Raw genomic sequence first — 15,814 nt, 5'->3', positions numbered from 1 at the left:
TTGGCGGCTCTCAGCGATGAGAAGACGTCACGTGAGCATTGAATAGGGCAGGCGACGCCTCTTTCTTGATCTTGCGCTGCGGTATAGATACGGCAGACTGACCCGTAAATGGGCAGCTGCTGGAGAGCGCATCCATGTCGCCGCAAGCCATGACAGAGGAAATCCGTCCCAACCGCGCTGCCGAGGCGCAGGCCATGGAGGAGGATGCGCGGCTCCGGGACGATATCCGGCTGCTCGGCCGCATCCTCGGCGATACGGTCCGCGACCAGGAAGGCGCCGAATTGTTCGACCTCGTCGAGCGCATCCGCCAGACCTCGGTGCGCTTCCACCGCGACGAAGACCGCCAAGCGCGGCGCGAGCTGGAGCAGATCCTCGACGGCATGACGACGGCTGAGACGGTCCGCATCGTCCGCGCCTTCAGCTATTTCTCGCACCTCGCCAACATTGCCGAGGACCAGAACAACATCCGACGCATGCGTGCCAAGAGCGACTCCAATGGCGGGGCCGGCATGCTGGCGGCGACGCTCGCTCACGCCAAATCCGCCGGGTTCGAGGCTTCCGATCTGCGCAAGTTCTTCTCGACGGCGCTGGTCAGCCCGGTCCTGACCGCGCACCCGACCGAGGTGCGGCGCAAGAGCACGATGGATCGCGAGATGGAGATCGCGATGCTGCTCGACCGCCGCGAGCGGATGCAGCTGACGCCGGATGAGCGCGAGGCCAATGACGAGGCGCTGCGCCGCGCCGTGCTGACCTTGTGGCAGACCAACCTGCTGCGCCGGACCAAGCTGACGGTGCTCGACGAGGTCACCAACGGGCTGTCGTTCTACGACTACACGTTTCTGCGTGAGGTGCCGCGTCTGCTGTGCTCGCTCGAGGATCGGCTCAATGACGGAGCGGAGGTGGCGGGCGATCTCGCCTCGTTCCTGCGCATGGGGAGCTGGATCGGCGGCGATCGCGACGGCAATCCGTTCGTCACCGCCGAAGTGATGCGCGGAACGCTCAAGCTGCAATCCAGCCTGGCGCTGCACTACTATCTCGAGGAACTGCACCTGCTCGGCAGCGAGCTGTCCATCGCCGCGCATCTCGCCGATGTCTCCGAGGAGCTGCGTGCGCTGGCCGAGCGCTCGCCGGACACGTCGCCGCATCGTCACGGCGAGCCATATCGCCTGGCGGTGTCCGGCATCTATGCGCGCTTGGCGGCGACGGCGAAGAAGCTCGGTATCCAGATCAGCCGCCTTCCCGTGGCGGCCGTGGCGCCTTACGACAGCGTCAAGCAGATGCAGGATGATCTCGACGTGCTGCATCACTCGCTGGTCGCCAACAATGCCGAGGTGATCGCCCGCGGGCGGCTGCGGCTGCTGCGGCGTGCCGTGGATTGCTTCGGCTTCCATCTGGCCCGGCTCGACATCCGCCAGAACTCGGCGGTGCACGAGCGAACCGTCGCCGAGCTGATCGACACCGCGATGCCCGGCATGTCCTATATGGCGCTGAGCGAGGATGCGCGGGTCGGCCTGCTTGTCAGCGAGCTGCGCAACGCCAGGCCGCTGGTGTCGCAATTCGTCAAGTACAGCGATGAGACCGTCGGCGAGCTCGCGCTGTTCCGCGCCGCTGCCGAGGCGCACGCGACCTTCGGCGCCGACGTGATCCCCCAGTGCATCATCTCGATGTGCAAGGGCATGTCCGACATGCTCGAGGTGGCGCTGCTGCTCAAGGAGGTCGGCCTGATCGATCCATCGGGCCGCTGCGCCGTCAATATCGTGCCGCTGTTCGAGACCATCGAGGACCTGCAGGCCTCCAGCGCCATCATGGACCGCATGCTGGCGCTGCACGACTACCGCCGCCTGGTCGACAGCCGCGGCGCCGTGCAGGAGGTCATGCTCGGCTATTCCGACAGCAACAAGGACGGCGGCTTCGTCACCTCGGGCTGGGAGCTCTACAAGGCCGAGATCGGCCTGGTCGACATCTTCGAACGCCATGGCATTCGGCTCAGGCTGTTCCATGGCCGCGGCGGATCGGTCGGCCGCGGCGGCGGTCCGAGCTATGACGCCATCATCGCCCAGCCCGGCGGCGCTGTGAACGGCCAGATCCGGATCACCGAGCAGGGCGAGATCATCTCCAGCAAATATTCCAACGCCGAGGTCGGACGTAACAATCTGGAAATTCTCGCCGCCGCGACGCTCGAGGCCAGCCTGCTGCATCCGCGGCAGCCGGCGCCGAAGCGCGAATATCTCACTGCGATGGACCGGCTCTCGGAGCTCGCCTTCAAGGCCTATCGGGGCCTCGTCTACGAAACCGACGGCTTCGTCGAATATTTCTGGGCCTCGACGGTCATCAACGAGATCGCCACCCTCAACATCGGCAGCCGCCCGGCCTCGCGCAAGAAAACCCGCGCGATCGAGGACCTGCGTGCGATCCCCTGGGTGTTCTCCTGGGCGCAGTGCCGGCTGATGCTGCCGGGCTGGTACGGCTTCGGCAGCGCGGTCGAGACCTGGATCGCGGAAAATCCGGAGCAGGGCATGCCATTCCTGCGCGAGCTTTATCAGGAATGGCCGTTCTTCCGCATGCTGCTGTCGAACATGGACATGGTGCTCGCCAAGAGCTCGATCGCCATCGCCTCGCGCTATGCCGAGCTGGTCCCGGACGAGGCCCTGCGCGAAAAGATTTTTGGCCGCATCCGGCGCGAATGGAATCTGGTGATCGAGACGTTGCTCGATATCATGGGACAGGAGCGCTTGCTGCAGGGCAATCCGCTGCTGGAGCGCTCGGTGCGCAACCGCTTTCCGTATCTCGATCCACTCAACCACGTGCAGGTCGAGCTTCTCAAGGAGCACCGCGCGCAGAACCCGGACGAGCAGGTGCTGCGCGGGATTCAGCTGACGATCAACGGCATCTCGGCGGGGTTGAGAAATACGGGATAGCTCGGCTGTAACCACAGACTCTCTGTCGTCCCGGCGAACGCCGGGACCCATAACCCCAGGGAGTAGTTTGGGGCGAATGCGTTGTCGACCTTCGCCTATCACGGCCGCCGCGGCGTATGGGTCCCGGGTCGGCGCCACGACGCACTGCGCGCATCGTGGCTTGCCCGGGACGACAGCGGTGGTGCGACTGATTTGCGGCTCAAGCAGCAAATGACATACGATCTCGTCCTCGCGGCGTTTCGCGCCCGAGTGCATGCAGCGAACATGTCCCTCACGAGAGTGCAAGGGCGCGGGGAATGCCGGGTGAAGGCCTCACCCATGGCCCGCCTGCAGAAAAGAAAGCAGGCGGCAGTCACCACAGGTTCAGCCAAACATCCGGCATTCCCCGCGCGATGTCTTCACGCTTATACGCGATCTCCCCGGTGTGCCGGCTCGTAGACACCGTCGCCCGCGCGATGCGCTGGGCATCACCACGGACTTGACGCCTGCTTCGGGGCGCCAGGACCACGCGATTTCACGTCCGCGGCAAAGCCGTTCGTCCGCGCATCCAGGGACACGCTGCGGCTCAACCGCGGCCATCGCATCCCCGCCTCGCGTGTCGTGACGATCGCGCGCTACGCCCCTTGCATGAGGCGGGATGGCGAGAGAAGAACACGATTTCCGAAAAATAGCAAGTTCTTTATTCGTTTCAGAAGGCGAGGTGCGTCCGTTCGTCGGGGCCCGGTCTTGATTCGGACCCGGAGCCGCAGGCAGATGTGGCTGGGCGAGGAGGATCGACCATCGTGCCTCGCACGTCTCCCTGGGGTTATGGGTCCCGGATCTGCGCGCGCGTACCGCGCGCCTGTCCGGGACGGCAGTGTGAGTGTGGCCCCATCGTTGACGAGGCATCCCCGCTTTCGCAGGGACGCCTCGTAGCAAGGGCGGTTTTCCGGCCTAACAGATATGCGCGCCCTGCGTCTCCACATAGACCGCATAGAGCGATTGGCTCGCGGTCATGAACAGGCGATTGCGCTTCTTGCCGCCGAAGCAGACATTGGCGCAGATCTCCGGCAGCTTGATCTGGCCGATGCGGACGCCATCCGGCGCGAAGATGTGGACGCCGTCATAGCCTTCGCCGACCCAGCCGGCGCCGACCCAGATGTTGCCGTCGATGTCGACCCGCAGCCCGTCCGCGAAGCCCGACTTGCCGTCGAGCGTCATGTCGATGAACGCCTTCGGGTTCGCCAGCTTGTCGCCATTGACGTCGTACTGCCAGATCACGTTCTTGGCGTTCGGATAGTGCGTGATGCCGGTGTCGCAGACGTAGAGCTTCTTGTAGTCGTGGCTGAAGGCGATGCCGTTCGGCTTGAACGGCTCGTCCGCGACCTTGGTGATCGCGCCGGACTGCGCATCGACGCGGTAGACGGCTTCCTTCTGGAACGGCTGGTTGGAGCCGTTGCGGGCGTTCTGCCCTTCATACAGGTTGATCGAGCCGTAGCCGGGATCGGTGAACCAGATCGACTTGTCGCTGGGATTGACGACCATGTCGTTCGGGCCATTGAGGGGCTTGTCGTTCGCCTTCTCCGCGAGAACGGTGACCGAGCCGTTGTGCTCGAAGCGGACGAGGCGGGTCCGCTCGGCCGTGATCTGCCGTCCTTCATAATCGAAGGTATTGCCGTTCGACTCGTTCGATGGCTTGCGGAACTGCTGGGAGATGTGGCCGTCGTCGTCGAGATAGCGCAGTTGTCGGTTGTTCGGGATGTCGCTCCAGACCAGATACTGCGCCTGCGCGTTCCAGGCCGGACCTTCCGCCCACAGGCAGCCGGTGAACAGACGCTTGATCGTGGTGTTGCCAACCTTGGCCTTGAAGCGCTTCTCGTCGATCACGACGATGTCGGGATCCGGATAGCGTTGCGGCTGCGCGCCCGGTCCGAAATCGCGGGCACCGGCCGGCGAGACTGCTGCTGCCGCCGCGGCAAAGCCGGCGACGCCCTTGAGGAGCATGCGCCGGTCGAAGCCATCAGTTCCGGCCGGCGAATCCTGCGTGAGGTCGTGTCGTGCATTCGTCATCTATGTCCTCCCGACTTTTGTTGGGAGGCGACCATACGACGAAATCATGGCAACGCGCGGGTCGTTTGGACAAAAAACAACTTGAGATGGTGTGCGCTGCAAGCAGATTTTGCGCGCTGCAAATCTCAGATCGGATCCCAGCCGAACACGTCGGCGGAACGATCGAGCTTGTAGAACGACGGCTTCAGCGCCGGCATGCCATGCTCCGCAATGGTCTGCGGCGTCCAGCCTTCGCCGCGGTGCACCGAGCGCAGCGGGCGCGATTGGCTCATCAGGAAGATCTCGTTCATGCGAACGGCGAAGATCTGGCCGGTGACGTCTTTCGAGGCATCGCCGAGCAGATAGGCGACGACGGGCGCGATCTTCTCGGGCCCCATCCGCTTCATGCGTTCGACGCGCTCCTTCTCGGCCTCGGTCTCCGCCGGGATGGTGCCGATCATGCGGCTCCAGGCAAATGGCGAGACGCAATTGGAGCGCACGTTGAAGCGGCCCATGTCGAGCGCGATCGACTTCGACAGGCCGACGATGCCGAGCTTTGCCGCGGCGTAGTTGGCCTGGCCATAATTGCCGATCAGGCCTGAGGTCGAGGTGAAATGGACGAAGGAGCCGCTCTCCTGCTCGCGGAACAGCCGCGCGGCGGAGTGAGCGACATAGAACGAGCCCATCAGGTGGACCTTGATGACGGCCTCGAACGCCTCGATGCTCATCTTGTGGAAGATCATGTCGCGCAGGATGCCGGCATTGTTGACCACGCCGTCGAGCTTGCCGAAGTGGTCGGTCGCGGCCTTCACGATCTTGCTGGCCGGGATCGCTTCGGACACGCTCTCGAAATTCGCCACCGCCGTGCCGCCGCGCTTCTTGATTTCCTCGACCACTTCCTCCGCCGGCGCTGCGCTGGTGCCCGAGCCGTCGGAGGCGACGCCGGGATCGTTGACCACGACCTTGGCACCTTCGGCGGCGCACAGCAGCGCGATCTCGCGGCCGATGCCGCGGCCGGCGCCGGTGACGATGATGACTTTGTCCTGGAGCGATTTGGTCATGGGGAGGTCTCCTTGTTTTGCCCCGTCATTCCGGGCTGGTGTGCAGCACCAGACCCGGAATCTCGAGATTTCGGGTTCGCGCTTTCGCGCACCCCGGAATGACGGTGGTTATCCTTCGTTCGTGAAAATAATCGTCCCTGACGCGGCGAACATGCCGCCGACGCCGTGACACACCGAGATCTTGGCTCCGGGTACCTGCGCCGGGGCGATGCCACGCATCTGGCGCACGCTCTCCTGCAACGCATACATGCCGTACATGCCCGAATGCATGTAGGACAGGCCGCCGCCATTGGTATTGAGCGGCAGCTTGCCGCCGGGACGTGTGTGTCCGGCAGCGATGAACGGGCCGGTCTCCTCATGCGGCATGAAGCCGAGATCGCCGAGCCCGAACAGCGGCAGATGCGCGAACGCGTCGTAGATCATGAGATGGTCGACGTCGGCATGGCCGATGCCGGCCTCCTTGAAGGCGAGGGGGCCCGCGACCTTGAAGGCACGCGACGAATTGAACGTCTCCATCTGGCTGACCATCGGCGTCTCCACGCTTTCGCCGGTGCCGAGAATATAGACTGGCCTCTGCGGAAAATCCTTGGCTCGATCGGCCGAGGTCAGGATCAGCGCGCCGCCGCCATCGGTGACGAGACAGCATTGCAGCAGCCGGAACGGATAGGCGATCATGCGCGAGTTCAGCACGTCCTCGACCGTGATCGGATCCTTCATCATCGCGCGAGGATTCTTCGCGGCCCATTCGCGCTGGACGACGGCGACCATCGCCAACTGCTCATGGGTGATGCCGTAGGTCTTCATGTAGCGCAGCACGGGGATCGGGAACATGCTGGGCGGCCCTGAGATGCCGAACGGCGCCTCGAACTGGCCCTGCAGACTGTCCGGCGGAATCGAGCGCGGCAGCCTGCCGATCATCGATTTGCCGCTCTCGGCGTGGGTGATCAGCACGGTCTTGCATAGGCCGGCTTCGATCGCAGCCGCGGCGTGGCGGACATGCAGCATGAAGGAGCAGCCGCCGACCGAGGTGCCGTCGACCCAGGTCGGCGTGATGCCGAGGTAATGACAGATCTGCTGCGGCGTCTCGACCGCGGTGGCGAAGCCGTCGATGTCCGACAGCTTGAGCCCGGCATCGGCGATCGCATTCAGCGCCGCGTCCGCATGCAGCTGGATCTGCGACATCGTCGGGATGATACCGAGCTCGGTGGTCTCGGCGGCGCCGACCACGGCAACCTGGTTTCGACGCATGGCGCTATCCTTTCGCCGGCCGGAACAGGGGCAGGGTGATTTGTTCGTCGAGCGGCTCGAAAGTGACTTCGAGCGGCATGTCGAGCTCCAATGCCTCCGGTGTCTGGGGGCAGCCCGTGATGTTGCTCATCATGCGCGGGCCCTCTTCGAGCGCCACGACGGCAATGGCGTAGGGCGGCGTGAAGCCGGGCGCCGGGGGACGATGGTTGATGACGTAGCTGTAGAGCGTGCCTTTGCCCGTGGCCTTGAAGACGCTGACCTTGCGGCTGGCGCAGGCCGGACAGAACGGGCGCGGCGGGAAGTAGACGTGGGCGCAGGCGTCGCAGCGCTGCAGCCGCAATTCACCAGCGCGGGTGCCGTCCCAGAAATGCTGGGTCTCGGGCGTCGGCTTGGGACGTGCGCGCGCTGGCTCGGCCATCCGATGGATCCTCCCTGTGGCGGGCTCCGTCGCCTGCTCATTTGCCGGATGTGATGCGCCATTTGAAGCAGACGCGTCAACGGTCCATCACGCCGCGCATGCCGCTCTCCGGCAAGCGCAGAGGTGTCCCGGGCAGCAATTGCCGTCCGGTGAAAATTGGTCTTTGATGCGGCCGCATGATCGGAGACGAGATGAAGCTGCGCGACATCGCCCATTCCAGGACCGGCGACAAAGGTGATACCTCGAACATCTCCGTCATCGCCTACGACGCCAAGGATTATCCATTGCTGCTCGCACAGGTGACGGCCGAGCGGGTCAGGGCCCACTTTGCCGGCATTGTCCGGGGCGAGGTGGTCCGCTATGAGCTGCCCAACATAGCGGCGCTGAATTTCGTGATGAGCCGGGCGCTCGGCGGCGGGGTGACCCGGTCGCTCGCGCTGGATGCGCACGGCAAGTCGCTGAGTTCCGCGCTGCTCGATATGGACATCGCGGCCGATGCCGCAGACATGCGATAGGACGCCATGACCGCTTCAAATCCGACCCTGGCCGCGCTGGCCGACGATCTCGCCGCCGGCCGCACCACCGCGCGCAAGCTGGTGGAGGAGTGTCTCGCCCGCATTGCCGATCCCGCGGGTGAGGGGGAGCGCGCCTTCATCCATGTCGACAAGGAGGCCGCGCTGGCTGCCGCTGACGGCATGGACGCGCTGCGTAGGGCCAATGCGGCGCCGTCGCCCTTCGCCGGCATTCCGGTCTCGATCAAGGACCTGTTCGACATCAAGGGCCAAGTGACCCGCGCCGGCTCGCGCGCGCTCGACGACTCCGCGCCGGCCGAGGCCGATGCGCCTGTTGTGGCGCGGCTGCGCCGGGCCGGCTTCGTCGTGATCGGCCGCACCAACATGACCGAGTTCGCCTATTCCGGCATCGGCATCAACCCGCATTACGGCACGCCGAAGAGCGCCTGGAAGCGCGAGGTCGGTTATGTGCCCGGCGGCTCCTCGTCGGGCGCCGCCGTCTCGATCGCCGACCGCATGGCCTATGGCGCGCTGGGCACCGACACCGGCGGCTCCTGCCGCATCCCCGCCGCCTTCAACGGCATCACAGGCTTCAAGCCGACGCAGGCCCGCGTGCCGCTCGACGGCGGCGTGCCGCTGTCGACCACGCTCGACAGCTTCGGTCCGCTCGCCAACACCGTGGCGTGCTGTGCGATCTTGGATTCCGTGCTGGCCGACGAGCCGATCCGGCCGCTGGCCGCGCGGCCGGTGAAGGGGCTGCGGCTCGCGGTGCCCACGACGATCGTGTTCGACGAGCTCGATGCCGAGGTCGCCGCGACCTTCGAGCGGGCGCTGCAGACCTTGGCGCAGCAGGGCGCGCTGATCGAGCGCATCGCATTCCCCGAGTTCCTCGACGTCGGCCTCATCGGCGCCAAGGGCGGCTTTGCCGCGGCCGAGAGCTACGCCTGGCACCGCTTCCTGCTGACCGCCAAGGGCGACGTCTATGATCCGCGCGTCTCCGTCCGCATCCTGCGCGGCGAGGCGATCACGGTGCCGGACTACATCGAGATGCTGAATGCCCGACGCTCGCTGGTGAAGCGGGCCGCCGCGCGGATCGCGCCCTACGACGCGCTTGTCATGCCGACCACCGCCAACACGCCGCCAAAAATCGCCGATCTCGCCGACGACGCAGCCTTCGCCCGCGAGAACATCCGCGCTTTGCGCAACTGCACCTTCATCAACATGATCGACGGCTGCGCGATCTCGCTGCCGGCGCACCGCCATGGCGAGGTCCCCGTCGGCCTGATGCTGGCGCAATCCGGCGGCAATGACCGCAAGCTGCTGGAGATCGCGGCGGGGGTCGAGGGCGTGGTGCGGGGCTGAGGCGGCCGAACGCGATCAGGGTTTGCGCGGCGCATCAATGGTGGGAAGTGGCGCGGCTTTGGCCGCCGCCGCCTGGGCTTGGTCGATGAAGCCGGTCGACAGCATTCGGTCGATGACGACGTCGCGGCCGCTGTGATCCTGACTGCGGTATGAGGGATAGCGAAAGCGGGCGATGAGAAAGGCGATGTCTTCGATCTTGAGATCAGCCAGGGACTTGTCGAAATAGGCGCGGGCCGCGGCTGCGACGCCAACGGTGCCGCGGCCGAGATAGGTGTCGTTCAAATACGATTCCAGGATACGCTCACGCGACAGGGTTCGTTCGAGACGTCCCATGAGGACGAGGTTTCCGATGTGCCAGTCCAGGCTGCGGCAACATTCGGGAGCCAGAACATGCAGGCAATGGCGGGCAACCTGATCGGTGATCCTCGAATCGGGGCGCCATCCGTCTTGCTGGACAAGGGCTGCCGCTATCGCCGGCAGCATGAGATTGGGCCGCGTGAGGAACTCGGGGCCATCCAGCGCGATGGCAGCCTCGCGCAGCTGCAGAGGCATGTCAGCCAGCGGGACGTAGGGAACTCCAGTTTCGCCCACACAGAGATGGCCATCGGTAGGACGTGCCGCGAGCTCGGCCTCCGTGGGCACGCCGAGATGATATTCGGCGTACCAGATCGCATAGACCTCGGCGTAGAGCAGCAGCACGACGGCGATCGAGAGCACGGCCAGGATCGACTTGCCGAACAGGATGAAGAGCCGTTTGGTGCGCGGAGATCGCATCGTCAGAGGATTGGTCCCGGCATGAGCGTTCCGGTTCACCGGATTGTTTCAGGAAGCTGTGATGCGAAGAATCGTCCGGAAAACGGGTGGCCACTGGCGTGCGTTTCATGACACGCTCGTCATTCCGGGATGCGCCGCCAGGCGCAGGCCCGGAATCCATAACCACGATCGTGAGTATGGATTCCGGGCTCGTCGCTTCGCGATGCCCCGGAATGACAGCTGGGATCAAGCTTATGGCCAGACTCAAGCGGGCAGTGCCCGACCTCAATCCGGCCGTCGCGACCGGCGTCGATGCGATCGATTGGGCGATGGTTGGACGCGAGCTCGACGCGAGCGGCTGTGCGGTGTTGCCGCAGCTGGTATCGCCCGAGGCGTGCCGCGCGCTGGCGTCGCTCTATCCGGATGACGGCTGCTTCCGCAGCCGGGTGGTCATGGCGCGGCACGGTTTCGGCCGCGGCGAGTACAAATATTTCAGCTATCCGCTGCCGGAGCCGCTCGCTCGGCTGCGGCCGCAGCTCTATGCGCATCTGGTCGCAATTGCCAATCGCTGGAATGCGACGATGGGGATCGACGTCCGATATCCGGCCGAGCACGCGCAATTTCTCGCGCGCTGCCACCAGGCCGGCCAGACCAGGCCGACGCCGCTGCTGCTGCAATATGTCGAGGGCGACTACAACTGCCTGCACCAGGACCTCTATGGCGAGCATGTGTTTCCGCTGCAGGTCGCGATCCTCTTGTCCGAGCCGGGGCGTGATTTCGAGGGCGGCGAGTTCGTGCTGACCGAGCAGCGGCCGCGCATGCAGTCGCGGGCCGAGGTCGTGCCTCTCAGGCAAGGCGATGCCGTGGTGTTCGCGGTTCACAACCGCCCGGTCCAGGGCACGCGCGGCAGCTACCGCGTCAACATGCGTCATGGTGTCAGCCGGCTGCGCTCCGGCCGGCGGCATACGCTGGGCGTGATCTTTCATGATGCGAAGTGAGGCGCATGACGGCGGATCTGTTTGATGGACTCGCGGCGGCAGGACCGGCCCGCGAGCAGCTCGCGCCCGGCGCGGTGCTGCTGCGCGGCTTCGGGCGGCCGCAGGAGGCGGAGCTGATCACAGCGATCGAGGCGATCGCGGCGCAGGCGCCGTTTCGCCGCATGGTGACCCCGGGCGGCCATCAGATGTCGGTCGCGATGACGAGTTGCGGCGCGTGTGGCTGGGTCACGGATCGCAGCGGCTACCGCTATGATGCTGTTGATCCGGACAGCGGCCAGCCATGGCCGGCGATGCCGCCGCTGTTTCGGCAACTTGCCGAGCGCGCCGCAAGCGAGGCCGGCTTCGCAGGCTTCGCGCCCGATGCCTGCCTGATCAACCGCTATGAGCCGGGCGCCAGGATGTCGCTGCATCAGGACCGCGATGAGCGTGACATCGGCGCGCCGATCGTCTCGGTGTCACTGGGGCTGCCGGCGACGTTCCTGTTCGGCGGGCTCAAACGCACCGACAAGACGCAGCGTTATCGGCTGGTCCACGGCGATGTCGTGGTCTGGGGCGGGCCGGTGCGGCTCGCATTTCACGGCGTTGCGCCGCTCGCCGACGGTGAGCATGCTCGGCTCGGCCGCCGGCGGATCAACCTGACCTTCCGCCGAGCGCGGTAGTCCTGGCCGGTCTGTGACCTTCCCCGTTTTGCAACGGGCATCCTTGGCTCTATGCTGCCCCCAGGAGAGGGGCCATGAGCACTGTCGAACTTGCGGAGGAGCGAGCGCCGGCGGCGACACGAATAGGACTTCACCTTGCGCTGCTGCAGCTGGTGTTCACGCTGCTGTGGACGACCTATGTGATCTATCTGCCGAAGCTCGCGGCCCAGGCCGGCATCGCGCCCTCGGCCGTCGTTCTGATCCTGATGCTGGACCAGGCGATCTTCACGCTCTCGGATACGGCCATGGGGATCGCGGCCGATCGCATCGGGCGCGTCGCCGCGCGGTTCGGTCTCTTCGTCGGCCTGCTGGCTGCGGTATCCTGCGCCGCCTTTGTCGCGCTGCCTTTCGTGGCGGCGTCGGCGGGTCCAGCGGTCTTCATCGGACTGATCGCGATCTGGGCGCTGACCTCCTCGGTGTTGCGCGCGCCGCCCTTGACCCTGCTCGGGCGCCATGCGGCCCGGCCGGCCATTCCGTTCCTGGCAGCGCTGGTCATGCTCGGCTATGGCGTGGCCGGCGCCGTGTCGCCATATCTCGGCGTGATCCTGCGCGACTACGATCCGCGATTGCCGTTCGTCATCTCATCGGCGGTGCTGCTGCTGACCGCGCTCGGTCTCGCGCGCATCCCGCAGGATGCCGGTCCGGCCGCGCAAGCCCCGGCCAAGCCCGAATCCAAGCCCGAGCCCAAGCCGCTGCGGGGATTGCCGCTACTGTTCATTGGCGCCATGGTGATCCTCGCGCTCGGCTACCAGCTGCATTTCAGCATCAACAGCTCGGCGTTCTATCTGCGCTTTGCCAAGCCGGAGGACCTGCCCTGGCTGATGCCGGTGTTCTGGATCGGCTTCAACCTCGTGCTGTTCCCGGCCAGCGTCGTGGTGAAGCATCGCGGCGGGCTCATGGTGATGGGAATTGCCGGGCTGCTGGGTGCACTCGCCATCGTCAGTGCCGAGCTCGCGAGTGCGCTGACCGTGCTGATTGTCGCGCAGTTCATCGCCGGTGCGGCCTGGGGCTGCATGATGATGAGCGCCATTTCCGCGGCGCTCGCGATCGGGACGACAGGTGCCGAGGGCAAGGTGACCGGGCTCGTCTTCTCGGCGCTGGCGCTGGCAACCTTCGCGCGGATCGCCGCCGTCGCCGGCGGTCTGCAGAAGCTGCCCGACTACGCACCTCTGGTGCAATGGGCGCCGGTCGCGTGCTGGCTCGTGGCCGGGGCCGGCCTGCTGGCGATGGCCGCGGCCGGATTGCAGGGACGCCGCGCGTCCCCGCCGTGAGGTCGATCAGATCCCTGGAGGCTTCGACGGATGGATGAAGGCCCAGGGCGAGACCTCGCTGTCGCGAGGCACCTCGATATCGATCAGATACGGCCCGCCATGGGCGAGCGCGGTCTCCAGCGCCGACTTGAACTGGTCGGGTGACGTGACCTTGCTGGCGGCGACGCCGAAGGATTCGGCGAGCCTGACGAAATCCGGATTGACGAGATCGGAGGCGACGACGCGGCCGTCGAAGCGCTCGCGCTGGTCGCGCCGGACATTGCCGTAAGAGTTGTTGTTGAACACCAAAGTGACGACGCCGATGTTGTATTGCACGGCGGTCGCCAATTCCTGCACGGCGAACATGAAACCGCCGTCGCCGGTGATCGCGACGATAGGCCTGTCGGGATGCGCGACCTTGGCGCCGAGCGCGGTCGGAAAGCCGGCGCCGAGCGTGCCCTGATAGCCCGAGGTGATGAAGGTGCGCGGCTCGTAGACCGGAAAGCCGTACCAGGAGGCGAAGCCGACCTGCGACAGCTCGTCGGTGACGATGGCGTCTTTCGGCAGCACCTCGCGCAGCACGTTCAGATAGGCCATCTGCGGTTGCACCTGCTGGATCTCCTGCAAGGTCGCAGCGCTGGCGTCGCGGATGGACGCGCGACGGCCTGTTGTCTTGCGATAGCCCGCTTTGCTGACGGCGGCCGCGAGCGCGGCCGTGCCCGCCTTGGCGTCGGCGACGATGCCGGCATCGACGATCAGGCGCCGCATCTCGGCGGGATCGATGTCGATGCGGATCGACTTCAGGCCATCCGGCTTGAACGGCCAGCGGAACGTGGTCGGCAGCTCCATGCGGGTGCCGATGCCGATCATCAGATCCGTGGTCGGCCACAACTTGTAGGCCGCGGCCATGGTGAGCCCGAGCTCGTGCGCATTGGAGACGATGCCGCGCCCGGAGCGGAAGGCGACCACCGGCGCGTCGATCATCTCGGCGAGCTCGCGGATCTCCTCGCGCGCATCGATCGCGCCCGCACCGACGAAAATCATCGGCGTCTTCGCAGCCGTGATCAGCGCGGCGGCCTTGGCGATGCGGTCGGGATCGGGCTGCGGCGGCGCGAACGGAGCCAGCGGCTTTGCGGCGGCCGTCTCGGCCTTCTGCGTGAACACGTCCCAGGGCATTTCCAGCGCCGCGGGGCCGCGCCGCCCGGACATCATCTCTTGAAAGGCGCGCGACACGAGCGTTGGCGCGCTGTCGGGATATTCGATGCGCTCGGCCCATTTGACGAAGGTCCGCAAGGTCGCAAGCTGGTCTGGCATCTCGTGCAGATGGCCGCGGCCACGGCCGAGATAGTCGGTCGGCACCTGGCCCGTGAGGCACAGCACCGGCTCATTGCAGCCGAAGGCGGTGAGCAGCGCAGCACCAGCATTCAGCACGCCGGGACCCGGTACGACGCTGAACACGCCGGGCTTGCCGCTGGCGCGCGCATAGCCGAACGCCATGTAGCCGCAGGCCTGCTCATGGCGGGCGCCGATGACTTTCAACTGCGCCTGGTGGAAGGCGTCGAACAGGCCGTAGACCTGCGCGCCGGGCAGGCCGAACACGGTGTCGACGCCGTGGGCGACGAGCCCGCTGACGATGGCTTCGCCGCCGGTCATGGTGGTCATGCTGACATTCCGTTTCTGAACTTCTACAGGGCTTCGTCGACGACGCCGTTGCGCAAGGTGCCGACGCCCTCGGCTTCGATCTCGATGACGTCGCCGGGCTTCAGATAGCGCGGCGGATCGAACCGTGCACCGGCGCCGGTGGGCGTGCCCGTCACGATCACGTCACCGGGGACAAGCGTGGTGAAGGTCGAGATGTAGTTGATGAGGTAGCGGAAGCCGAAGATCAGCCGCGACGTGCGGTCGTCCTGGCGCAATTCGCCATTGACGTGCGTGGTCAGCCTGATGTCGGCGAGCTGGCTCTCATTGGTGTAGGGCACGATCCAGGGCCCGAGGCTGCCCGTCGAATCGAAGTTCTTGCCTTGCGTGACGTTGAATTTCGCATGCCGCACCCAGTCGCGGATCGTGCCCTCGTTGCACAGCGTGAGCGCGGCGATGTGATCCAGCGCCTCGCTCTCCGGAATGTGCCGTCCGGCCTTGCCGATTACGAGGACCAGCTCGCCCTCATAGTCGAGCTGCGGCGAGGCGCGCGGGCGCACCAGCGGCGTGTCATGGCCGACGAAGGAGCGCGGCGTGCGCATGAACATCGACGGATATTTCGGCGCGTCCTGGCCGTCCTTGTACTCGGCGTTGCGATCGGGATAGTTGACGCCGATGCAGATGATCTTCTCGGGCGCGGGGACCGGCGGCTGCCAGCTGATGGCATCGAGGCCATGATCGGGCGACAGCCCGGCTGCGGCATCGATCAGCCGGGGCAGGGCTCCCGCGGCGATCACCTCGCGCAAGGTCGGATAATCCTGGGCGAAACGCGTGGAGAGATCGATGAGGCCCTTGTCGGTCGCAAGTCCGTAGCGGACCGAGCCATCGGCGACATAGGTGGCGAGGCGAGGGGAGGTCATGGGCTTGTCT

Annotated in this window: 13 protein-coding genes; 6 read left to right on the top strand and 7 right to left on the bottom strand. The window is 65.8% G+C overall.

Going from position 1 to position 15,814, the window contains the following annotated elements; genetic code table 11:
- The first annotated feature begins 134 nt into the window (after positions 1-134).
- Positions 135-2,918 carry a phosphoenolpyruvate carboxylase gene (gene ppc / locus QX124_RS20400; RefSeq protein WP_315772494.1) on the top strand — a complete coding sequence of 928 codons (2,784 nt, stop codon included), beginning with the start codon at positions 135-137 and terminating at the stop codon, positions 2,916-2,918.
- 933 nt (positions 2,919-3,851) lie between these two features.
- Here the strand turns inward: ppc and QX124_RS20395 are convergent.
- The 4 genes from QX124_RS20395 to QX124_RS20380 all read right to left on the bottom strand — a co-directional run bounded on the left by QX124_RS20395 (position 3,852) and on the right by QX124_RS20380 (position 7,673).
- Positions 3,852-4,967, bottom strand: a complete 1,116-nt coding sequence (locus QX124_RS20395) for an SMP-30/gluconolactonase/LRE family protein (RefSeq protein WP_315798094.1) — start codon at positions 4,965-4,967, stop codon at positions 3,852-3,854.
- A gap of 125 nt (positions 4,968-5,092) precedes the next feature.
- Complete coding sequence (locus tag QX124_RS20390; protein ID WP_315737265.1) at positions 5,093-6,007, bottom strand: SDR family oxidoreductase; 915 nt, start codon at positions 6,005-6,007, stop codon at positions 5,093-5,095.
- 108 nt (positions 6,008-6,115) lie between these two features.
- Complete coding sequence (locus QX124_RS20385) at positions 6,116-7,255, bottom strand: thiolase C-terminal domain-containing protein (RefSeq protein WP_315798093.1); 1,140 nt, start codon at positions 7,253-7,255, stop codon at positions 6,116-6,118.
- A gap of 4 nt (positions 7,256-7,259) precedes the next feature.
- Positions 7,260-7,673, bottom strand: coding sequence for a Zn-ribbon domain-containing OB-fold protein (locus tag QX124_RS20380; protein WP_315798092.1), 414 nt, complete (start codon positions 7,671-7,673; stop codon positions 7,260-7,262).
- 191 nt (positions 7,674-7,864) lie between these two features.
- Here QX124_RS20380 and QX124_RS20375 point away from each other — a divergent pair, with 191 nt between their 5' ends.
- Together QX124_RS20375 and QX124_RS20370 are read left to right on the top strand one after the other, a co-directional pair.
- Positions 7,865-8,188 (top strand): hypothetical protein, encoded by a 324-nt coding sequence (locus QX124_RS20375; protein WP_315737268.1) that lies wholly within the window; start codon positions 7,865-7,867, stop codon positions 8,186-8,188.
- Between the two features lie 6 nt (positions 8,189-8,194).
- Positions 8,195-9,547, top strand: a complete 1,353-nt coding sequence (locus QX124_RS20370; protein WP_315798091.1) for an amidase — start codon at positions 8,195-8,197, stop codon at positions 9,545-9,547.
- Positions 9,548-9,562: 15 nt separating this feature from the next.
- Here QX124_RS20370 and QX124_RS20365 read toward each other — a convergent pair whose 3' ends face one another.
- A complete protein-coding gene (locus QX124_RS20365; RefSeq protein ID WP_315798090.1) occupies positions 9,563-10,321 on the bottom strand; it encodes a transglycosylase domain-containing protein in 759 nt (252 codons plus the stop codon).
- A gap of 233 nt (positions 10,322-10,554) precedes the next feature.
- On the opposite strand from QX124_RS20365, the gene QX124_RS20360 reads away from it, so the two are divergent.
- The 3 genes from QX124_RS20360 to QX124_RS20350 all read left to right on the top strand — a co-directional run bounded on the left by QX124_RS20360 (position 10,555) and on the right by QX124_RS20350 (position 13,267).
- Positions 10,555-11,298, top strand: a complete 744-nt coding sequence (locus tag QX124_RS20360) for a 2OG-Fe(II) oxygenase (RefSeq protein WP_315798089.1) — start codon at positions 10,555-10,557, stop codon at positions 11,296-11,298.
- 5 nt (positions 11,299-11,303) lie between these two features.
- Positions 11,304-11,957 carry a DNA oxidative demethylase AlkB gene (gene alkB / locus QX124_RS20355; RefSeq protein ID WP_315798088.1) on the top strand — a complete coding sequence of 218 codons (654 nt, stop codon included), beginning with the start codon at positions 11,304-11,306 and terminating at the stop codon, positions 11,955-11,957.
- Between the two features lie 74 nt (positions 11,958-12,031).
- The gene (locus QX124_RS20350) at positions 12,032-13,267 is read left to right on the top strand and encodes an MFS transporter (protein WP_315798087.1); all 1,236 of its coding nucleotides are present in this window, start codon (positions 12,032-12,034) and stop codon (positions 13,265-13,267) included.
- Between the two features lie 6 nt (positions 13,268-13,273).
- Here QX124_RS20350 and QX124_RS20345 read toward each other — a convergent pair whose 3' ends face one another.
- Both QX124_RS20345 and QX124_RS20340 read right to left on the bottom strand, forming a co-directional pair.
- Entirely contained in the window at positions 13,274-14,908 is a 1,635-nt protein-coding gene (locus tag QX124_RS20345) for a thiamine pyrophosphate-dependent enzyme (RefSeq protein ID WP_315798086.1), read from the bottom strand.
- Positions 14,909-14,931: 23 nt separating this feature from the next.
- A complete protein-coding gene (locus QX124_RS20340) occupies positions 14,932-15,804 on the bottom strand; it encodes a fumarylacetoacetate hydrolase family protein (protein WP_315776472.1) in 873 nt (290 codons plus the stop codon).
- Between the last annotated feature and the right edge of the window lie 10 nt (positions 15,805-15,814).

It is taken from the genome of Bradyrhizobium sp. SZCCHNRI3043, from assembly GCF_032377735.1.
Classification (GTDB): domain Bacteria; phylum Pseudomonadota; class Alphaproteobacteria; order Rhizobiales; family Xanthobacteraceae; genus Bradyrhizobium.
Note: the sequence above shows the minus strand (reverse complement) of the source record. Positions and strands in the feature narration are given on the sequence as shown.